This is a genomic window from Streptomyces sp. NPDC005551 (genome assembly GCF_042871785.1).
GTDB lineage: Bacteria > Actinomycetota > Actinomycetes > Streptomycetales > Streptomycetaceae > Streptomyces.
Genome location: NZ_JBIAJE010000010.1, coordinates 72,585 through 92,143 on the forward strand (window position 1 = coordinate 72,585; position 19,559 = coordinate 92,143).

Annotated in this window: 16 protein-coding genes; 6 read left to right on the forward strand and 10 right to left on the reverse strand. The window is 73.1% G+C overall.

Going from position 1 to position 19,559, the window contains the following annotated elements; all coding sequences use genetic code 11:
• Nucleotides 1-930: 930 nt before the first annotated feature.
• The gene (locus ACFYP4_RS27510; protein ID WP_358855807.1) at nucleotides 931-2,133 is read left to right on the forward strand and encodes an amino acid deaminase/aldolase; all 1,203 of its coding nucleotides are present in this window, start codon (nucleotides 931-933) and stop codon (nucleotides 2,131-2,133) included.
• An 86-nt stretch (nucleotides 2,134-2,219) separates the two neighbouring features.
• Here ACFYP4_RS27510 and ACFYP4_RS27515 read toward each other — a convergent pair whose 3' ends face one another.
• From ACFYP4_RS27515 to ACFYP4_RS27535, 5 genes are read right to left on the reverse strand one after another with little or no spacing between them, the layout of a single operon-like run.
• Nucleotides 2,220-3,134: a DUF2510 domain-containing protein gene (locus ACFYP4_RS27515; RefSeq protein WP_388788917.1), complete on the reverse strand. Its 915-nt coding sequence runs from the start codon at nucleotides 3,132-3,134 to the stop codon at nucleotides 2,220-2,222.
• Between the two features lie 46 nt (nucleotides 3,135-3,180).
• Nucleotides 3,181-4,437, reverse strand: a complete 1,257-nt coding sequence (locus ACFYP4_RS27520; protein WP_388788920.1) for a haloacid dehalogenase-like hydrolase — start codon at nucleotides 4,435-4,437, stop codon at nucleotides 3,181-3,183.
• Nucleotides 4,438-4,471: 34 nt separating this feature from the next.
• Nucleotides 4,472-5,254, reverse strand: a complete 783-nt coding sequence (locus tag ACFYP4_RS27525; protein ID WP_358855804.1) for a 3-oxoacyl-ACP reductase — start codon at nucleotides 5,252-5,254, stop codon at nucleotides 4,472-4,474.
• Nucleotides 5,251-6,642, reverse strand: coding sequence for an aldehyde dehydrogenase family protein (locus ACFYP4_RS27530; RefSeq protein WP_388788923.1), 1,392 nt, complete (start codon nucleotides 6,640-6,642; stop codon nucleotides 5,251-5,253). Before ACFYP4_RS27530 ends, ACFYP4_RS27525 begins: the two co-directional genes overlap by 4 nt.
• Nucleotides 6,643-6,650: 8 nt before the next feature.
• A complete protein-coding gene (locus tag ACFYP4_RS27535; protein ID WP_358855802.1) occupies nucleotides 6,651-8,015 on the reverse strand; it encodes a glutamine synthetase family protein in 1,365 nt (454 codons plus the stop codon).
• A 76-nt stretch (nucleotides 8,016-8,091) separates the two neighbouring features.
• Here ACFYP4_RS27535 and ACFYP4_RS27540 point away from each other — a divergent pair, with 76 nt between their 5' ends.
• Nucleotides 8,092-8,838 carry a FadR/GntR family transcriptional regulator gene (locus ACFYP4_RS27540; protein ID WP_388788926.1) on the forward strand — a complete coding sequence of 249 codons (747 nt, stop codon included), beginning with the start codon at nucleotides 8,092-8,094 and terminating at the stop codon, nucleotides 8,836-8,838.
• Between the two features lie 111 nt (nucleotides 8,839-8,949).
• Nucleotides 8,950-9,630, forward strand: coding sequence for a gamma-glutamyl-gamma-aminobutyrate hydrolase family protein (locus ACFYP4_RS27545; RefSeq protein ID WP_358855800.1), 681 nt, complete (start codon nucleotides 8,950-8,952; stop codon nucleotides 9,628-9,630).
• Between the two features lie 9 nt (nucleotides 9,631-9,639).
• Here ACFYP4_RS27545 and ACFYP4_RS27550 read toward each other — a convergent pair whose 3' ends face one another.
• Complete coding sequence (locus ACFYP4_RS27550; RefSeq protein ID WP_388788929.1) at nucleotides 9,640-10,578, reverse strand: LysR family transcriptional regulator; 939 nt, start codon at nucleotides 10,576-10,578, stop codon at nucleotides 9,640-9,642.
• Between the two features lie 96 nt (nucleotides 10,579-10,674).
• Between ACFYP4_RS27550 and ACFYP4_RS27555 the strand changes: the two genes are divergently transcribed.
• Nucleotides 10,675-11,796 (forward strand): TDT family transporter, encoded by a 1,122-nt coding sequence (locus ACFYP4_RS27555; protein ID WP_388788932.1) that lies wholly within the window; start codon nucleotides 10,675-10,677, stop codon nucleotides 11,794-11,796.
• On the opposite strand, the gene ACFYP4_RS27560 is transcribed toward ACFYP4_RS27555, so the two are convergent.
• The 4 genes from ACFYP4_RS27560 to ACFYP4_RS27575 form a co-directional block, all read right to left on the reverse strand.
• Nucleotides 11,762-12,616 carry a helical backbone metal receptor gene (locus ACFYP4_RS27560; RefSeq protein WP_388788935.1) on the reverse strand — a complete coding sequence of 285 codons (855 nt, stop codon included), beginning with the start codon at nucleotides 12,614-12,616 and terminating at the stop codon, nucleotides 11,762-11,764. The genes ACFYP4_RS27555 and ACFYP4_RS27560 overlap by 35 nt on opposite strands.
• A gap of 57 nt (nucleotides 12,617-12,673) precedes the next feature.
• Entirely contained in the window at nucleotides 12,674-13,252 is a 579-nt protein-coding gene (locus ACFYP4_RS27565) for an XRE family transcriptional regulator (RefSeq protein ID WP_358855796.1), read from the reverse strand.
• Nucleotides 13,253-13,616: 364 nt separating this feature from the next.
• The gene (locus ACFYP4_RS27570; protein WP_358854648.1) at nucleotides 13,617-16,232 is read right to left on the reverse strand and encodes an ABC transporter permease/substrate binding protein; all 2,616 of its coding nucleotides are present in this window, start codon (nucleotides 16,230-16,232) and stop codon (nucleotides 13,617-13,619) included.
• Nucleotides 16,225-17,313 carry a betaine/proline/choline family ABC transporter ATP-binding protein gene (locus ACFYP4_RS27575; RefSeq protein WP_358854647.1) on the reverse strand — a complete coding sequence of 363 codons (1,089 nt, stop codon included), beginning with the start codon at nucleotides 17,311-17,313 and terminating at the stop codon, nucleotides 16,225-16,227. The genes ACFYP4_RS27570 and ACFYP4_RS27575 overlap by 8 nt, the downstream gene beginning before the upstream one ends.
• Nucleotides 17,314-17,611: 298 nt before the next feature.
• On the opposite strand from ACFYP4_RS27575, the gene ACFYP4_RS27580 reads away from it, so the two are divergent.
• Entirely contained in the window at nucleotides 17,612-18,541 is a 930-nt protein-coding gene (locus ACFYP4_RS27580; protein WP_358854650.1) for a 5'-3' exonuclease, read from the forward strand.
• Between the two features lie 60 nt (nucleotides 18,542-18,601).
• Nucleotides 18,602-19,441 carry a siderophore-interacting protein gene (locus ACFYP4_RS27585; protein WP_388788940.1) on the forward strand — a complete coding sequence of 280 codons (840 nt, stop codon included), beginning with the start codon at nucleotides 18,602-18,604 and terminating at the stop codon, nucleotides 19,439-19,441.
• Nucleotides 19,442-19,559 lie beyond the last annotated feature (118 nt).

Consider the following 19,559-nt stretch of genomic DNA (forward strand, 5'->3'; position numbering starts at 1 on the left):
GGCACGTCCGCCGGGGGCACCGGGCGGACGTGCCGCCGGGGCTCCGTGCGTCCCGTCGGCACCCTCGGCTCGTCCGCCCACGCGCGGCGTCGGGAGTGCGCGGGTTCTCCCGGGGTCCTGCCGGGGCCCTCCTGCGGGGTCGCCCTGCCCGGGGCGGGCGTCGGGCGGGCGGGGGCCGCCGGCCGCCGGTGCCCCGGCCCGTCGAACCAGCCGGCGGCAGGGTCGCCTCCCGGGGTCCTCGCGGGGACGGACGGCTGCGCCTGCTCCGGCGAAGTCACTGTGCCGGACGCGAAGGCGGACGCCTGCTCCGGAGCAGGCGTCCGCCCCGGCCGACCCTCACCGGGAACCCGTGCCGGCGGCTGGGACTCGTGGAGGGACCGGCCCGCCGTAGCGGGCACAGCGGCAGCCGCCTCCGCCTCGGAGGCAGGCGTGCGCTGCCCGGGTCGCAGCTCGCCGGGGGCCGGCATCGGCCGCCGCGGCTCGTACGGGGGCCGGGGCGGAAGGGCCGTCGGGGGGCGGTGCGGGGGCACCGGTGGGACGGCGGGCGCGGAGGCGTGGCCGGGCCGCGGTGCCGGGGTGTCGTCGGCGGTGAAGTCCTCGCCGGGAGGGGACGGCGGGCGCGGCGGAATGGACGCGCGGCGCGCTTCCGTGCTCATGCACCCCCCGTTCCTCGTCCCGGGCCGTCGGCCCGCGTCGGAGTTCGTGCGGGTCGCTGCACACGTGCGGAGAGGATTGCGTCCGATCCGGGCAGGCATACCCGTGCGGACGCACCGTCACCCGGCCGCGACCGGCCCGGCGAGGTCGTTCCTCCCTGCGTGCGCGTCACTCTACGGGTTGACCCGGGCCCGGCGGGAACCAGTACGCAGGCCCGGGGCATCTGCCCGGAACGTCCCCCTACCCTGCGGTAATCCTGTCTGGCAGGCTGCGTTCATGACTGCCCGCGCCGCAGACCGGGCCCGCTACGACCGGGCCACCGCTCACCTCGACGCCCCTGTCGCGATCGTGGACCTGGAGGCCTTCGACGCGAACGCCGACGACCTCGTCCGCCGCGCCGCCGGCAAACCGATCCGGCTCGCCAGCAAGTCCGTGCGCTGCCGTGCCCTGCTGGAACGGGTCCTCGGCCGCGACGGATTCGCGGGCCTCATGTCCTTCACCCTCGCCGAGTCCCTGTGGCTCGCGCGCTCCGGCTTCGACGACGTCCTGCTCGCCTACCCCTCGGCCGACCGCGCGGGTTACGCCGAGCTGACCGGCGACCCCAAGCTCGCGGCGGCCGTCACCGTCATGATCGACGACCCCGCCCAGCTCGCCCTGATCGACGCGGCACGGCAGGGCGGCACCGAAGTCGTCCGGGTCTGCCTTGAGTTGGACACGTCGTTCCGACTGCTCGGCGGCCGGGTCAGGGTCGGTGCCCTCCGTTCCCCGCTGTACTCGGCGGCCCAGGTCGCCGAGTTGGCCCGCTCGGTGGTCCGGCGGCCCGGCTTCGAGCTGGTGGGCATCATGGCGTACGAGGGGCACATCGCCGGCGTGGGCGACTCGCTCGCCGGGCGTCCCGTGCGCTCGCGCGCCATCCGGCTCATGCAGGCCGCGGCCCGCAGGGAGTTGGCGCAGCGCCGTGCCGACGTGGTGCGCGCGGTGCGGGCCGTCGCGCCGGGCCTGGAGTTCGTCAACGGCGGCGGCACGGGCAGTGTGCAGCACACCGCGGCCGAGGACGCGGTGACCGAGATCGCCGCCGGGTCGGGACTGTACGTGCCGCGGCTCTTCGACAACTACACGTCGTTCACCGGCCGTCCGGCGGCCCTGTTCGCCCAGCCGGTCGTCCGCAGGCCGGGCGTCGGGGTCGTCACGGTGCTGGGCGGCGGATATCCGGCGTCGGGCGCCCCCGGCCGCGACCGGCTGCCGGTGCCTCACCTCCCCGAGGGGCTGAGGTACGACCCGCAGGAGGGACCGGGCGAGGTGCAGACGCCGCTGCTGGGCTCCCCGGCGGACGACCTGCTCATCGGGGACAAGGTGTGGTTCCGGCACGCCAAGGCGGGCGAGCTGTGCGAGCGGTTCGACACGCTGCACCTGGTGGAGGGCGACGCCGTGACGGCGGCCGTCCCGACGTACCGCGGTGAGGGCCGGACCTTCCTCTGACCCGGTGGGGCCCCGCTCGCGGGGTTCGCCCGCCCGGGCGTCCGCGCGCCCCTGCCGCGCCGGGTGCCGGGGCCCGGCGGGGCCGCCTACCGGCCGGGCGGCCCGATGCTGCTGCCCACTCCCCCGCCGGTGTCCGCGTCCCCGACCGGACGGATCCCCTCGGTGATCCTGTCCATGTCGGACACGGGCGGCCCCCCGTCCCCGGCGTCGAAGGCGAAGCGGACGATGACCGGCGACTGGGAGCCGACGCTGGAGGGGAAGGCGAGCGACTCGACGTAACCGCCGGGTCCCACCCCGGTCCTGACCCGCCAGCGCACGAAGTACCCGGCGCGGCCCGCGACGGCGACCGAGCCGGCCTTCACCAGCCGGTGCGAGGTGATGCCCCGGTAGGGACGGGCGTCGAGCAGGTCGCGGTCGTAGGCGCTGTTCGCCGCGTCCTCGATGTCGTTCTCGGCGAGCGCCCTCGGGGACTTCTCGTCGTTGGCCGTGACCGTGCGGGAGGAGACCCTGCCGTGACGGCACAGGCCGGGATCGCCGGGGCAGTCGTACGTCCCCGGTGTGGTCATGACGACGTCGTCCTCGGCCACGTTCTCCGCTCTGACCCAGCCGTCGGCCAACGGCAGTGTGATGCCGTTGAGTTCGTCCACGACCACGGACGGGTCCTCGGACGGGCGGCCGGAGGCCGACGCGGTGACGGTCGGCCGGGGCGCGGGTGAGGAACCCCCGGGCGCGGTCCGCGTCTGCGTACGGTCGCCGTCGTCGTCCCGGTCGAGGAGCACGGCGCCCGTCACGACCGAGGCGACGAGGACGGCCCCGGCCACGGTGAGCGTGACGGCCTTCGCGCGCCGGGAGTCACCGGCGGCGGGCCGCGGCGGCTCCGGGGGGCGGGGCGCCGCCTCGGGCTGACGCCGGTGGTCGGTCCACGCGGTCCCGTCCCACCAGCGCTCGGTGAGCGGGTAGGACGGGTCGCGGTACCAGCCGGGCGGGGGCGTCGTGCTCATCCCGGCACTCTAGGACGTCACGCGAACACCAGTACACGGGGCGGGTTCAGTGGACGGTGTCCGGCCGGTCGGGCACGACGGAGCCGTCGGCACGCCGGACGGGCGCCCTGCTGCCGTCGGGTGCGTTGTACGCGCCGGTCGAGCACGGGTAGGGGTCCGGCTTCGGCGGCAGCGGGTCGATGAACATCGGGTTCACCAGCCAGCGCCCGTCGGCGTCGTCGTACGCCCGGCACATGATCTCGCTCTTGTTGCGGTTGAGGACGAGGTGCGCGCCGGTGGCGTCGGCCACGAAGGTGACGTCGGTGTCGGCGTCACCGCCGGCGATCGCGGGGCGGTGCCGCCGGTCCTGCCGGTCCCAGGCAGCCGCGCCATCGACACCGTAGATCTGCTGGTTGATCCAGCACCGCTTGCCGTCGATGTAGGGGATGGCCTCTCCGCGGTTCACCGGTACGCCGCCGCAGCCCTGGTTCCGGGTGGTGATCCGGCCCCGCCGGTCGAGGACCGACCGGATGGCGACGGTGTGCCGGGCGTCGATGCCGACACCCCGCGCCCAGACCTCGGTCACGGGTTCGGAACCGGCGGAGACGATGTAGACGTCGAATCCGGCCCGCCGCAGGGTGCCGATCAGGTCGCGCTGCTGGTCGTAGTAGCGCACGTACGCCGGGACGGTGTGGGTGCCGAGGGTGCGGGTCGCGCCCAGGGGTGCCGCCAGGGCCTCCGCGCGCGCCTCGCGGGCGTACGAGGAGAGTTCGGCGACGGTGTGCCCGGCGAACAGCCGGGGCACCCACGCGTACTGCGGGACGGTGCGCCGGTGGTTCCACTGCCCGGCGAAGGCGGCGGCGCCGCTCACCGTCCTGCCGTTCTCGCGGATCTCGAGGATCTCGTCGGTGCAGCGGGGTCGGGTGGACGTCGGCAGGGGTGCGCCCACCGGCACGTCGGTGCCGCAGGCGTCGGTGAGGGCGGTGCCGGCCGCGTCCGTGAGCCACGCGCTGGTGTCGCGCCAGCTCGCCGGGCGCAGGATCTGGTCGTGGCGCAGGGCCCAGGAGATCGTCGCGTCGGTGACGTCGTTCCTGGTGACGGTGTTGTCCCAGTCGAAGACGGCGACGGGGCGGCCGCCGCGCCCGGCGCAGCTGCCGCGCTCGTCGACGACCTGCTGGAGGTGGGCGCGGTTGTCGCCGTACCAGTCGAGCCGCTGGGAGAGCCGCGGGCAGGACGGACGCCGTTCGGCCGGTGCGGCGGCGGGCGCGGCCGCCAGGGCGGCTGCCACGACCGTGGTCCACGCGAGGACGCGTCGGTATCGCATGGAACGTGGACCGTACACCGGCCCGGCTTCCCCGCTAGAGAGGCGTGACGTACGCCCCCGAGATTCCGCCGTCGACCAGGAAGTCGGTGGCGTTCACGAAGGAGGAGTCGTCGCTGGCGAGGAACGCGACCGCCGCGGCGATCTCGTCCGCCTCCGCGAAACGTCCGACCGGGATGTGCACGAGCCGGCGCGCGGCCCGCTCCGGGTCCTTGGCGAACAGTTCCCGCAGGAGCGGGGTGTTGACCGGGCCCGGGCACAGGGCGTTGACCCGGATGCCCTCGCGGGCGAACTGCACGCCCAGTTCGCGGGACATGGCGAGGACGCCGCCCTTGGACGCGGTGTACGAGATCTGCGAGGTCGCCGCGCCCATCCGGGCCACGAAGGACGCCGTGTTGATGATGGATCCCCTGCCCTGGCGGCGCATGTAGGGGAGGGCGGCCTTGCAGCACAGGAAGACGGAGGTGAGGTTGACCTCCTGGACCCGCTTCCAGGCCTCCAGGCCGGTCTCCAGGATGGAGTCGTCGTCGGGCGGCGAGATGCCCGCGTTGTTGAAGGCGACGTCGACGGAGCCGTAGGTGTCGTGGGCCGCCTGGAACAGCGCCTCGACCTGGTCGGCGTCGGTGACGTCGACCTTCACGAAGATCCCGCCGGCCTCCTCGGCGGCCGCCCGGCCACGGGTCTCGTCCACGTCGCCGCAGACGACGTGGGCCCCCTCGGAGGCGAGCCGGCGTGCGGTGGCGAGGCCGATGCCGCTGCCGGCGCCGGTGACGACGGCGGTGCGGCCGACGAGACGGCGGCAGATGGGGTCTGGTGTCACTGTGCGGGGCCCTCCGTGCTGATGAAGACGTTCTTCGTCTCGGTGAAGGCGGTGAGCGCGTCGGGGCCGAGTTCACGGCCGATGCCCGACTGCTTGAAACCGCCGAAGGGGGTCCAGTAGCGGACGCTGGAGTGGGAGTTGACGGACAGGTTCCCGGCGCGGACGGCTCCGCAGACGCGCAGCGCCCGGCCGACGTCCCGCGTCCAGACGGACCCGGCGAGGCCGTACTCGGTGGCGTTGGCGAGGCGGATCGCGTCGGCCTCGTCCTCGAAGGGGAGGACGACGGCGACCGGCCCGAAGACCTCCTCGACGGCCACGCGGGCGTCCGGTGCGACGCCGGTGAGGACGGTGGGCGGGAACCAGAAGCCGGGTCCCTCGGGCGCCTTGCCGCGGATGCCGGGCGCGTCGTCGGACACGTACGAGCGCACGCGGTCCAGTTGGGCGCGGGAGATCAGCGGGCCCATCGCGGTCCGCTCGTCGGCCGGGTCGCCGACGACGACGGACTCGATCGCGGGGGCGAGGAGTTCGAGGAAACGGTCGTGGACGGAACGCTGGACGAGGATGCGGGTGCGGGCGCAGCAGTCCTGGCCGGAGTTGTCGAGGAAGGACATGGGGGTGGAGGCCGCGGCGGCCTCGATGTCGGCGTCGGCGAAGACGATGTTGGGGCTCTTGCCGCCGAGTTCGAGGGTGACGCGCTTGAGACGGGCTGCGCCCTTCGCCCACACCTGTCTGCCCACGGCCGTCGACCCGGTGAAGACGATCTTGGCGACGTCCGGGTGCTCGACCAGGGCGTTGCCGGTGACCGGGCCCGCGCCGGGCAGGACCTGGAAGAGGTGCTCGGGGAGGCCTGCGTCCAGGGCGAGTTCGGCCAGGCGCAGGGCGGTCAGCGGTGTGGTCTCGGCGGGTTTGAGGACGACCGCGTTGCCCGCGGCGAGGGCGGGTGCCGCGCCCCAGGCGGCGATGGGCATCGGGAAGTTCCACGGCGCGATGACGCCGACGACGCCGATCGGTTCGAGGATCGTGACGTCGAGACCGCCGTGGACCGGGATCTGTCGGCCCGTCAGCCGCTCGACTCCCCCGGCCGCGTAGTCGAGGAGGTCGCGGACGTTGCCCGCCTCCCATCGGGCGTTGCCGAGGAGGTGCCCGGCCTCGCGGACCTCCAGCCGGGCCAGCTCCTCCACGTGTTCGTCGACGACGACGGCGAACCGGCGCAGCAGCCGGGCCCGTTCGCCGGGCGCGAGGGCGGCCCAGCGGGTCTGCGCCCGGGCCGCCCGGGCGACGGCCGCGTCGACGTCCTCGGGTGTGGCGGCCGGGACGGTGGCGACGGCCTCGCCCGTCGCGGGATCGAGGACCTGGAGCGTGTCCTCGCCTGTGTGGTGGTCGGACAAGGAAGGCCTCACATGCGTTCGAAGGAGCGGCGCAGCTCCCAGTCGGTCACCGCGGCGTCGAAGGCGTCCAGCTCGACGCGCGCCATGTTGCGGTAGTGCGCGACCACCTCGTCGCCGAAGGCGGCGCGGGCGATGGGGCTGTTGTCCCAGAGTTCGGCGGCCTCGCGCAGGGTGGTGGGGACGTGCTCGTACTCGCCGGCGTACGCGTTGCCCGTGCACGCCGGCGGCAGCTCCAGCTCGTGCTCGATGCCGTACAGGCCGGCCGCGACGAGTCCGGCGACGGCCAGATGCGGGTTGACGTCTCCGCCCGGCAGCCGGTTCTCGAACCGCAGGGAGCGGCCGTGGCCGACGACGCGGAGGGCGCAGGTGCGGTTGTCGTGGCCCCAGGCGACGGCGGTCGGCGCGAAGGAGCCGGGCTGGAACCGCTTGTACGAGTTGATGTTGGGGGCGTAGAGCAGCGAGAAGTCCCTGAGCGCGGCCAGCTGGCCGGCGAGGAAGTGCCGCATGACCTGCGACATGCCGCCGGGCCCGTCCCCGGCCATGACGCTGTCGCCGTTCTCGCCGGTGAGCGAGAGGTGGATGTGACAGGAGTTGCCCTCGCGCTCGTCGTACTTGGCCATGAAGGTGAGCGAGACGCCCTCCTGGGCGGCGATCTCCTTGGCCCCGGTCTTGTAGACGGCGTGCTGGTCGCAGGTGACGAGTGCCTCGTCGTACCTGAAGACGATCTCGTGCTGGCCGGGGTTGCACTCGCCCTTGGCCGACTCGACGGTCAGCCCCGCGGCCTGCATCTCGTTACGGATGCGGCGCAGCAGCGGCTCGATCCGGCCGGTGCCGAGGACCGAGTAGTCGATGTTGTACTGGTTGGCGGGCGTCAGGCCCCGGTAGTGGGCGTTCCAGGCCTGCTCGTAGGTGTCCTTGAAGACGATGAACTCGAGTTCCGTGCCGGCCTGCGCGGTGTAGCCGAGGGCGGCCAGCCGGTCGAGCTGGCGGCGCAGGATCTGGCGGGGAGCGGCCACCACGGGTGAGCCGTCGTTCCAGGCGAGGTCCGCGATGAGCAGGGCGGTGCCCTCGTTCCAGGGGACGCGCCGCAGGGTGCTCGGGTCGGGGCGCATGGCGAAGTCGCCGTAGCCCCGGTCCCAGGAGGACATGGTGTAGCCCTCGACGGTGTTCATCTCGGTGTCGACGGCGAGAAGGTAGTTGCAGCCCTCGGTGCCGTGCTCCAGGACCTCGTCGAGGAAGAAGCGGGCGGCGAACCGCTTGCCCTGGAGCCGCCCCTGCATGTCGGGGAAGGCCAGGACGACCGTGTCGATCTCGCCGCCCGCGACGAGGGCGTGCAGTTCCTCGACCCGGAGCGGGGGTGTGCGGTCTGCCACGGGAAGTGCCTCCTTCGGTCAGCCGGAGCCATAAGGTATTGCCGAGAACCATTGCTTGGGAAGGGGGCACGACCGGATGCCGCAGACGGATGCCGGCGGAGAGGCGGGCGGTTCCGGGGACCGGCTGGCACCGGTCCTGCGGCCGGTCCGCGCGGGCAACGGCTTCGAGGAGGCACTCGAACAGATCCTCCAGGTCGTCCGGCTCGGCCTGGTGCCGGCCGGCGGGCGGCTGCCCGCGGAGCGTGAGCTGGCGGAGCGGCTGGGCATCAGCCGGGTGACGCTGCGCGAGGTGCTGAAGGTGCTCCAGGACGAGGGGCTGGTGGAGTCCCGGCGGGGCCGCTACGGCGGCACGTTCGTACGGCCGAGGTCCGACGCGGGCGGCCAGGACGAACTGCGCCGGCGCAGCCGGGCGGTCGACATCGAGGACGTCCTGCGGTTCCGCGAGGTCCTGGAGGTGGGCGCGGCCGGGCTGTGCGCCGCCCACGGCCTCACCCCGGAGCAGGCGGCCCGGCTGCGCGGCGCGCTGGCCGCCACGCACGACGCCCCGCTGACGGAGTACCGCCGCCTGGACACCCTGCTGCACCTCACGCTCGCCCAGCTGTGCGGGTCGCCCTCACTCGCGGCCCGGTACGCGGCCGTACGGGCCGGCCTCAACGACCTGCTCGACTGCATCCCCCTGCTGGTGCGGAACCTGGAGCACTCGCAGCGCCAGCACATCGCCCTGGTCGAGGCCGTCCTCGACGGTGACGCGGACGGGGCGCGGGAGATGACGCGCGAGCACTGCGCGGGGACGGCGGCGCTGCTGCGCGGGTTCCTCATGTGACCCGCCGGTCTCCTCGGGGGAGTTGCACTGTCCTCGGTCGTCCCGCAAAGGTATGAGTGCGCTCCATTGAATCCCGGAGCGGGGACGCACCACGGCACGAGGGAGCGCGGCGTGAACAGACCGCTGATCGGCGTGAGCACGTATTACGAGCCCGAGGTCCGCTGGGGTGTCTGGACCCTCGACGCGGTGCTGCTGCCGGCCGGTTATCCCCGGCTGGTGCAGCGGGCCGGCGGACTCGCCGTCATGCTGCCGCCGGACGATCCCGCGCACGCGGCCGGTGCCGTGGCCCGCCTGGACGGCCTGGTCGTGGCGGGCGGCCCGGACGTCGACCCCGCGCGGTACGGCGCCGAGCGCTCCCCACGGACGGGCCCGCCCGCACCGGAGCGGGACGCCTGGGAACTCGCCCTGATCCAGGCCGCGCTGGCGTCCGGGACACCGCTGCTCGGGATCTGCCGCGGGATGCAGCTCCTGAACGTCGCGCTCGGCGGCACCCTCGTACAGCACCTCGAAGGGCACGTGAAGGACGTCGGCGTCTTCGGGGAGCACGACGTGCGGCCGGTGCCGGGAACCCGCTACGCACGGGCGGTGCCGGAGCCCACCGCCGTACCGGCGTACCACCATCAGGCGGTGGAGCGCCTGGGCGAGGGCCTGGTCGCCTCGGCCCACGCGGCGGACGGGACCGTCGAGGCGGTCGAACTGCCCGGCGGTTCCTGGGTACTGGGAGTGCAGTGGCACCCCGAGATGGGCGAGGACCCCCGCGTCGTGCGGGCCCTGGTGCGAGCCGCCTCCTGAGCCGCTTGTTCAGGCGCGGCTGCGGGTCAGGGCCAGCAGGTCCCTCGCCGGACCGGTCGGGCGGTGCCCCGTGGGCCAGACCGCGCGGAGGGACCGGTGGAGCCGGACGTCGGCGAGCGGGATGCCGACCAGACGGTGGGAGGAGAGCTCCTCACCGAGGGCGAGTTCGCTCAGCACCGCGGGGCCCGCGCCGCTCACCGCGGCGGCCTTGACCGCCGTCGTCGAGGACAGTTCGAGCAGCGGGAGAGCCAGACCGCCCAGGGCGACGTCCAGGACCTGCCGGGTGCCCGAGCCCGTCTCGCGGAGGATGAGGGGAGTCACGGCCAGCTCGGCCGCGGCGAGCGGGGCCCGCCGCCGTGCCCAGGGATGACCGGGCGCCACCACGACGATCAGGTCGTCGTGGGCGATCACCACCGAGTCCAGCCCGGCGGGCGCCGACAGTCCCTCCACGAAGCCGAGGTCCGCCTCGTCGGCCAGCAGCCGTTCGGCGACCGCCGCCGAATTGCCCGCCAGCAGCGACACCGCCGTGCCGGGGCGCTGGGCGCGCAGCGCGATCAGCCAGCCCGGCAGCAGGTACTCGGCGATCGTCATGCTCGCCGCGACCCGCAGCCGGGAGTCACGGCGGCCCCGCAGCGCCTGCGCGCCCGCGTCGAACGCCTCCGCGGCCTCCACGATCCGCCGCGCCCAGTCGGTGACCAGGACCCCGGCGTCGGTGAGCCGGGAACCGCGCGGGGAACGGTCCACCAGGGCCACCCCCAGCTGCCGTTCCATGGAGCGGATCCGGCTGCTGGCCGCCGGCTGGGTGATGCCCACCTCCCGGGCGGCCCGCCCGAGGCTCCCGAGCCGGGCCACGGCCAGCAGCAGCTCCAGCGCGCCGAGGTCGGGCACCCGGTGCGCGATCCCCGCCGGCTGCCCCGCTCCGTTCGCGGGCTCCGGATTCTCAGTCACCGCGACCACGACCACACCATGCCCATAAGCTCAGCTTATGCCCTCATAGAGCCATACTCCCTGGTGGGGGCCCGGCCGGGGCGGGACCGTGGCCGTATGGTCACCGCAGCCCAGCCCCTCGCGCTCCCCGGCACCCGGGCCCGCCGTCCCCACGCAGCCCTCCGGCACCTCGGCCCGAACTGGTACGCCGGCGTGATGGGTACGGCGATCGTGGCCACGGCGGGAGCGGGACTCCCCCGGGACGTTCCCGGACTGTCCACCGTGTGCGCGGCCGTCTGGGCCCTGGCGCTGACCCTGCTCGCCGTGCTGCTCGGCGCCCGGACCCTGCACTGGGCGCACCACCGCGACCAGGCCCGCGCCCACCTCCGCGACCCCGCCGTCGCGCCCTTCTACGGCTGCCTCGCCATGGCCCTGGTCGCCGTCGGCGGCGGCGCGCTCGTCGTGGGCGAGGCCTGGATCGGGACCCGCGCGGCGCTGGCCCTGGACGTCGTGCTGTTCACCTCCGGTACGGCCGTCGCGCTGACCGCGGCCGTGGCGGTGCCGTACCTCCTGGTGACCCGGGCCCCGGCGGGGGCCGCGGCGGCCACGCCCGTGTGGCTGCTGCCCGTGGTAGCACCGATGGTGTCCGCCGCCGCGGGTCCCCTCCTCGTCCCGCACCTTCCGCCCGGGCAGGCCCGGGAGAGCCTGCTGCTCGCCTGTGTCGCGATGTTCGGGCTGAGCCTGCTGGCCACCGCGCTGATGCTCCCCGCGATCTTCGCGCGGCTGCTCACCTCGGGCCCGCTCCCGGCCGCCCTGACCCCGGCCCTGTTCCTGGTCCTCGGCCCGCTCGGCCAGTCCACGACGGCCACCGACAAGTTCGCGCGGTACGCCCCCGGTGTCGTCCCCGACCCGTACGCGCAGGGCTTCGGGGTCCTCGCCCTCCTGTACGGCGTGCCGGTCATGGGCTTCGCGCTGCTGTGGCTCGGCCTGGCCTGCGCGATGGTGCTGCGGGCCCGGCGCCGGGGCATGGGGTTCACGATGACCTGGTGGGCGTTCACTTTCCCGGTGGGCACCTGTGTCACCGGCGCTGAGGGGCTCGCGCGACGCACCGGGCTCGCCGCGTTCGACGGTCTGGCGGTCGTCCTGTACGCGGTGCTCGTGGCCGCCTGGGCGGTGGCCGCCGTCCGTACGGGCCGTGGTCTGCTCAGCGGCGAGCTGCTCGCAGCGCCTCGCCGATGACCCGCGGGGCCTCCACCAGTGACGGCCCGTACCAGGTGAGATGACGTCCGCCGACGAGCGCGCAGGGCGTCCCGGCGAACGCCTCGGGCCCGTCCCCGGCCGTGAAGCGGTAGGGCTCGTCGGGCAGCACCACGAGATCGGGTGCCGCGGCCCGCAGTTCCTCCAGGGGTACGCGCGGATAGCGTTCCGGGTGCGCCGCGTACAGGTTGTCCACGCCGAGGCGGGCCAGCACGTCCCCGGCGAAGGTGTCCCGGCCGAGCACCATCCAGGGCCGCCGCCAGACCGGCACGACGGCGGTCGTACGGGGAACGGGGCCGACGGCGGCCGTGCCGTGGGCGGGTGGGACGGCGGTCGCGCCCCCGGAGGGGCCGGGAGGCCCGCCCGGTCCGGGCTCGCGAGCGCCGGGGGTGCGCGGAGCGTCCGGCCCCGGCAGCGCGGACCACGCCGCCTCGGCCTCGTCGAGCCAGCGCGGTCGCCCCGGCGCCCCGCACGCCCGCAGCACCCGGTCCAGCTCGCGGAAGGCTCCGGGCACGTCCCGTACCTCGGTGACCAGGACTTCTACGCCCGCCGCGCGCAGGGCCGACAGGTCGGGCGCGCGGTTCTCCTCCTCGTTGGCGACGACCAGGTCGGGGGCGAGCCGCAGGATCGCGTCGACGTCGGGGTTCTTGGTGCCGCCGATCCGGGGGACGTCGAGGTCCGCGGGGTGGCTGCACCAGTCGGTGGCGCCGGCCAGGACGCCGGGCAGCGTCACCGCCACGGCCTCCGTCAGCGAGGGCACCAGCGAGACCACCCGTCGCGCCGTGCCGTGCGGACCGCTCATCCCGGCGTCCTACTGCCGTGGTCGCGGAACGGGAGGACGGCGGAGGGAGCGGCCGGGTCAGCGGCCACCGAAGGCGTGCCGGTCCTCCACGGCGTCGATGTGGTCGGCGACGGCGACCACGACGACCCGCGTGTCCGGCACGGTCGCGCGCCACCGGTGCCGCACCCCGCCCGTCAGGTACAGCGTGTCACCCCGCCCGAGGCGATGGGCGCGGCCCTCCGCCTCGACCTCGACGGCACCGTCTGCGACGTACATCACCTGGTCGTTGCGGTGCTGGAGTTCGCGGCCCGCGTCGTGGTCACCGGTGAACTCCGTGGCGTGCAGCTGGTGGTGCCCGCGCACCAGGGGGCGCACCTGGGCCTCGGGAGTGGTCTCGCTGCCGTCGGCGCGCACCACGTCGACGCTGCACGCCGGGTCGGCCGCGGCGAGCAGTTCGCCCGCGGTGGTGTCGAGGGCGGCGGCGACCCGCTCCAGGGAGCGTCTGCTGGGACGGGCCCGCTCGTTCTCGACCTGGCTCAGGAAGGGCACCGACAGGCCGCTGCGCTCGGCCACGACGGCGAGGGTGAGCTCCAGTGCCCGGCGCCGCCGCCGGACGGCCGCGCCCACCCGCAGGGGCTGTTCTTTGTGGTCGCCCATAGCTCCGGCTCCCTCCCTCGCTCGTCGGTCCGCTGATCCCGGCCGCTTCTTCACCGCGCTGCGGCTGATGAGTTCTCTGCACCCTACGCATGTTCGGCAAACCGTTTCACGCGGCCGTCACATCGGTGTCATTCCGTGGGACGGCCGGGGTTGCGGTTCGCGCCAGCCGACGCGTTCTCCGGCCCCGCCCGGCGCGGCCTCCGCCCGTGGGACGAAAGCGCTGACCAGTTGTACCGGACGGCCCGCCGGGGCGGTGATCAGCAGCGCCGCAGGGTTCGTCCCGGCGGCCGCTCACGGCGATGTGGTTGGCCGGATCCTTTTCGTGGGCGAGGCCGGGCGCCGCGGGAACGGCGCGAGGGGTGGGCTACTGCGGAGTCATCCGCTCCACCATGTCCGGGTGCTGCTTCAGCCACGCGGCGACGGCGTCCTCCTCGTGCCCCTGGCCGCGCTTCTTGATCTCGCTCTCCAGGCTGCCGAGCTCGTCCTCGCTCATCCTGAAGTTCTTGATCCACTTCGTGAGCTGCGGATACCGCTGCGGGAACTCCTTGGCGGCGATGGTGCGGATGGTGTTGCCCTCACCGAACAGCTTCTTGTCGTCCTTCAGCTTGGTGAGGCGGTACTCGCTGTAGGCCCAGTGCGGGGACCACAGGACGACGGCGACCGGCTCCTTCTTGGCGTACGCGCGCCTCAGCTCGGCCAGCATGGCGGGCGTGGAGCCGTCGACGACCTTGTACTCCTTGTCCAGGCCGTAGCCCGGCAGGACCTTCTTCTTGAGCAGGTTCATCTCGCCGGTGCCCGGCTCGATGCCGATGATCTTCCCGTCGAAGGTGCCGGCCCTGCCCTTGAGATCCGCCAGGGACTCGACTCCCTTGACGTACGAGGGCACCGCGACCTCCAGCGACGTCGGCTTGTACCAGGTGCCCAGGTCCTTCAGGTCGTTCTTGTGCTTGTCCCAGTAGTTCTTCTGCGCGTACGGCAGCCACGCGTCGAAGTTGACGTCGAGGTCGCCGCTCGCGAGTCCCGTGTACACCGGGCCGACGTCCATCTGCTTGAGGTTCAGCGTGTAGCCGCGCCGGGCCAGGACGTTCTTCCAGAGGTAGGTGACCGCGACGTCCTCGTCCCAGGGGAACCAGGCCACGTTCACGTCACGCTCGGCCTCCGCGGGGGCGGCCGACGCGCTCTTGACCGGCGCCAGCTTGTCGACGACACCGGGGTTGCGCTTCAGCCAGGCCCGCACGGCGTCCTGCTGCGCGCCCTTGCCCGCCTTGTTGATCTCCGCCTCGAGACCGGTCAGCTGCTTCTCGTTCATCCGGAAGTTCTTGAGCCACTTCCCGACGACCGGGTTGTCCTCGGCGAAGCCCTTGCGGGAGAGCGTGTGCACGCCGTCGCCCTTGCCCCAGGCACCCTTCGGGTCCTTGAGCTTCTTCAGCTCGTAGTCGCTGTACGCCCAGTGCGGCGACCACAGCGTGACGACGACGGGCTTCTTCTCGGCGTACGCGCGCTTCAGCTCGGCCAGCATGGCGGGCGTGGAGCTGTCGACGACCTTGTACTCCTCGTCGAGCCCGTACTCCTTGAGCACCTTGCTCTTGAGCAGGCCCATCATCCCGGCGCTGGACTCGATGCCGGTGATCCTGCCGCCGAACTCGTCCGCCCGGCCCTTGAGGTCCGCCAGGGAGTCGACGCCCTTCAGGTAGGAGGGCACGCTCAGCTCCAGGGACGTCGGGCCATACCAGGAGCCCAGGTCGTCCAGCTGCTTGCCGTACTTCTTCCAGTACTGCTCGTGCGTGGTCGGCAGCCAGGCGTCGGTCTGGAAGTCGACGCTGCCCTGCGCGAGGGAGGTGTAGAGCGGTCCGGCGTCGAACTGCCTGGTGTCCACCTCGAAGCCGCGCTCCTCGAGGATCTCCTTCCACAGGAACGTGGAGGCGACCCCCTCGTCCCACGGGATGTAACCGATGGTGACCTTCTTGCCGTGGCCGACGTTCTCGCCGTCGGACGCGGCGGTGGTGCTGTCCGCTCCGCCGCCGAAGACGCCCATTCCTCCGGCGACCAGCGCGAGCACGACCACGCCGATGACGGCCACGGCCGGACGGGGACGGTAGGACCGGATCGACAGCCCCTGCGCGGCCCGGACCTTGGCGGCGGCGCGGCGGCCGAGCGGCGACACCTGGGTGCCGAGCGCGCTGGTCATGCGGTCCAGGTAGATCGCGAGGATGACGATGGCGACACCGGCCTCGGAGCCGAGGCCCACGTTCAGCTGGCCGATGGCCTCGTTCACGTCGCCGCCGAGACCTCCGGTGCCGACCATGCCCGCGATGGCGGCCATGGACAGTCCGAGCATGATGACCTGGTTGACGCCGGCCATGACCGTGGGCAGCGCCAGCGGCAGCTGGATGCGCAGCAGCGTGTTGGCGGGTGTGGTGCCGAACGCGTCGGCGGCTTCGACCAGTTCCCTGTCGACCTGGCGGATGCCGAGTTCCGTCATCCGCACGCCGGGTGCCAGCGCGAAGATCAGGGTGGCCACGATGCCCGCGGGGGCCCCGGTGCCGAAGAAGAGGATCGCCGGGATGAGGTAGATCATCGCGGGGAGCGTCTGCATGAAGTCCAGGACCGGCCGGACCAGTCCGCTGACCCGGTCCGAGCGCGCCGCCCAGATGCCCACCGGCACCGAGATCACCAGCGCGATGAGTGTGGCGACGAGGACGAGCGAGAGGGTCACCATCGCGTCCTCCCACAGTTCGAGGGAGTCGATGAAGGCGAATCCCAGGAAGGTGAGGACACCGGCGGAAGTGCCGCGCAGCCAGAAGGCGATCACCGCGAAGATGCCGGCGAGGAGGAGCGGTTCGGGAGCCTGGAGGACGGCGTCGATGCCGTCGAAGGCGCCCAGGAAGACGGTCTTGAGGAAGTCGAAGAGCCACGCCATGTGGTTCAGCAGCCAGTCGACCGTGGCGTTGACCCAGTCGCCGAAGGGGATCCTAGGCACCGGCCTGCACCGCCTCGACGCTCCGGTCGCGCGGCGTGCCGCACGCCACGGGTTCGCCCTGCTCGTCGCCGAGGAAGGCGACGAGCCGCTGCCGGGGGACGACGCCGACGAGTTCGCGGTGCTCGTCGAGCACCGCGACCGGATGCGTCAACCGGGCACTGATGGCGCACAGTTCGGTGAACGAGGTGTCGGGGGCGGCGGTCTCGCAGGAGCAGTCCGCCTCGTCGCCGCGTACATCGGTGTCCATGACGGACTCCGCGGTGAGGACCCGGGTGCGGTCCACGTCCTGGGTGAAGGAGGCGACGTAGTCGTTCGCGGGGCGCACCAGGATGTCCTCGGCGGTGCCGGTCTGGACGATGCGGCCGTCGCGCATGACGGCGATCCGGTCGCCCAGCCGCATGGCCTCGTTGAGGTCGTGCGTGATGAACACGATGGTCTTCTTCAGCTTCTTCTGAAGCTCGATCAGCTGGTCCTGCATGTCACGGCGGATCAGCGGGTCCAGGGCACTGAACGACTCGTCCATCAGCAGCAGATCGGCGTCGGTGGCGAGCGCGCGGGCCAGGCCCACGCGCTGCTGCATACCGCCTGACAGCTCGTCGGGCCAGGACTTCTCCCAGCCGCCCAGACCGACCAGTTCGAGCGCTTCCGCGGCCCGCTTCCTGCGCTCGGCACCCGGCACGCCCTGGACCTCCAGGCCGTAGGCGGCGTTCTCGCGGACGCTGCGGTGCGGGAAGAGCGCGAAGTGCTGGAAGACCATGCTGATCTTCTTCGAACGGACCTCGCGCAGCGCCCGGGGGCTCAGCGCCGTCAGATCCTGTCCGTCGAAGCGCACGTGTCCCGCGGTCGGCTCCAGCAACCCGTTGAGCATGCGCAGCAGCGTGGACTTGCCCGACCCGGACAGGCCCATGACCACGAAGATCTGGCCCGGTTCCACCGTGAACGACGCGTCGATAACCGCCGCGGTGGTGCCGCCCTCACGCAGTTCGTCGCGGCCGGCTCCGGCCCGGAGCCGTTCCACCGCGTCTTCGGGTCGTCTGCCGAACACCTTGTACAGATGTTCCGCTTCTAGCCTGGATGCCACGGGCGCCTCTCGTCTTGGAACCACGACGGCCCGCCTCCCCCGCCGCGGGCCGTGGAGCGAGGCGGGTTCTGTCCGCTCGGCCGGATGGCATTCGTCGCAAGATGTTGAAGATACGACCGGCTTCGCTCCGGCCCGGCACCTGCCCCTTTGCCCCTGGGCCAAACGCCGGAGTGGTTCAGTTCACAGCGCGTTCACGTCCCCGCCGGGCACGGCCCTTCGTCCCACGTCAGGAGGGTGCGACACCCCGGGCGGGCCACGCACTCCCACCGGCCGGAGACTGTCGGTGCCGTACGGCATGATGCGCAGGGTGACCAGACGCCTGATGCTGCTCGACACCGCCTCCCTCTACTTCCGGGCCTATTTCGGGGTCCCCGATTCGGTGAGGGCCCCCGACGGCACGCCCGTGAACGCCGTGCGCGGACTGCTCGAATTCATCGACCGCCTGGTCAAGGACCACCGGCCCGACAACCTGGTCGCCTGCATGGACGCCGACTGGCGCCCGCAGTGGCGGGTCGACCTCATCCCCTCCTACAAGGCGCACCGCGTCGCCGAGGAGCGCGCGCTGGGCCCGGACGAGGAGGAGGTGCCGGACACCCTGTCGCCGCAGGTGCCCGTCATCGAGGCGGTGCTCGACGCACTCGGCATCGCGCGCGTGGGCGTCGAGGGGTACGAGGCGGACGACGTGATCGGCACCTTCGCCGGGCGCGCCACGGGCCCGGTCGACATCGTCACCGGCGACCGCGACCTGTACCAACTGGTCGACGACGAGCGGGAGATCCGCGTCCTGTACCCGCTCAAGGGCGTCGCCTCGCTCCAGCTCACCGACGAGGCGTGGCTCCGCGGGAAGTACGGGGTCGACGGCGCCGGGTACGCGGATCTGGCGCTGCTGCGCGGAGACCCCAGCGACGGACTGCCGGGCGTTCCCGGTATCGGCGAGAAGACGGCCGCGAAGCTGCTCGCCGAGTTCGGCGACCTGGCCGGGATCATGGCCGCCGTCGACGACCCGAAGGCCCGGCTGACACCGTCGCAGCGCCGGCGCCTGGACGAGTCACGGCCGTACCTGAAGGTGGCGCCCAAGGTGGTGCGGGTCGCGGGAGACGTGCCCCTGCCGGACGTCGACACCGCGCTGCCGCACGCGCCGCGCGACCCGTCCGGCTTGGCGGAGCTGGGCGCGCGGTGGAGTCTGGGTGGATCCCTGCAGCGACTGCTCGCGACACTTCAGGCCTGAGGTGTTAACTGGGGGCAGCTGCTAACTTAGGTATGCCTAAGCACCTACTGGGAGGCCGTCATGGCAGAGCGTCCGGCACGCAGGACCCCGAAGCCCCATTCCGCGCGTGTCGTGCGGACCGAGCGGCTGACCCCCCACATGCAGCGGGTCGTGCTCGGCGGCGACGACCTCGCCGACTTCACCGTGGGTTCCTGCACCGACCACTACGTGAAGCTGCTGTTCGGGGCCGAGGGCGTCACCTACCCCGAGCCCTTCGACGTACAGCGGATCCGCGAGGAGTTCCCCCGCGACCAGTGGCCCGTCACCCGGACGTACACCGTGCGCCACTGGAACGCGGAACTGCGCGAGCTGACCCTCGACTTCGTGGTGCACGGCGACGAGGGGCTGGCCGGCCCCTGGGCCCTGCGCGCCCGGCCGGGCGACGTCGTACGGTTCCTGGGCCCCGGCGGTGCCTACGCGCCCGACGCGAGCGCCGACTGGCATCTGCTGGCCGGTGACGAGAGCGCGCTGCCCGCCATCGCGGCCACCCTGGAGTCCCTGGCCGCCGGGGTGAAGGCCCGGGCCTTCGTGGAGATCTCCGGGCCCGAGGAGGAGCAGAAGATCGACTCCGACGTGGAGGTCGTCTGGCTGCACCGGGGGGCGCGGCCGGTGGGCGCGGCCCTGGTCGAGGCGGTGCGGGCCCTGGAGTTCCCGGAGGGCCGGCTGCACGCGTTCGTGCACGGTGAGGCGAGCTTCGTGAAGGACCTGCGCCGTCTGCTGCGCGTCGAGCACGCGATCCCGCGCGAGGACCTCTCGGTCTCCGGTTACTGGCGGCTCGGGCACAACGAGGACGGCTGGCAGGCCGCCAAGCGGGAGTGGAACGCCCAGGTGGAGGCCGAGCAGGAGGCGGCGTCCTCCTGAACCGGCGTCCTCCTGAGGGCGTCCTCCCGAACCGGCGTCGAGGGTCCGGCCGGCGGCGGCCACCGGTCCGGCCCCGGGCGACCGCGGCGACCGGGACGGACCGCGCCTCGTACGATTG

Bases quoted from the DNA above. Each gene is read 5' to 3' on its own strand.
- ACFYP4_RS27555 (WP_388788932.1), top strand. From the start codon at position 10,675: ATGGTCACCGCAGCCCAGCCCCTCGCGCTCCCCGGCACCCGGGCCCGC.
- ACFYP4_RS27560 (WP_388788935.1), bottom strand. From the start codon at position 12,616: ATGAGCGGTCCGCACGGCACGGCGCGACGGGTGGTCTCGCTGGTGCCC.
- ACFYP4_RS27515 (WP_388788917.1), bottom strand. From the start codon at position 3,134: ATGAGCACGACGCCCCCGCCCGGCTGGTACCGCGACCCGTCCTACCCG.
- ACFYP4_RS27580 (WP_358854650.1), top strand. From the start codon at position 17,612: ATGCGCAGGGTGACCAGACGCCTGATGCTGCTCGACACCGCCTCCCTC.
- ACFYP4_RS27565 (WP_358855796.1), bottom strand. From the start codon at position 13,252: ATGGGCGACCACAAAGAACAGCCCCTGCGGGTGGGCGCGGCCGTCCGG.
- ACFYP4_RS27510 (WP_358855807.1), top strand. From the start codon at position 931: ATGACTGCCCGCGCCGCAGACCGGGCCCGCTACGACCGGGCCACCGCT.
- ACFYP4_RS27540 (WP_388788926.1), top strand. From the start codon at position 8,092: ATGCCGCAGACGGATGCCGGCGGAGAGGCGGGCGGTTCCGGGGACCGG.
- ACFYP4_RS27585 (WP_388788940.1), top strand. From the start codon at position 18,602: ATGGCAGAGCGTCCGGCACGCAGGACCCCGAAGCCCCATTCCGCGCGT.
- ACFYP4_RS27520 (WP_388788920.1), bottom strand. From the start codon at position 4,437: ATGCGATACCGACGCGTCCTCGCGTGGACCACGGTCGTGGCAGCCGCC.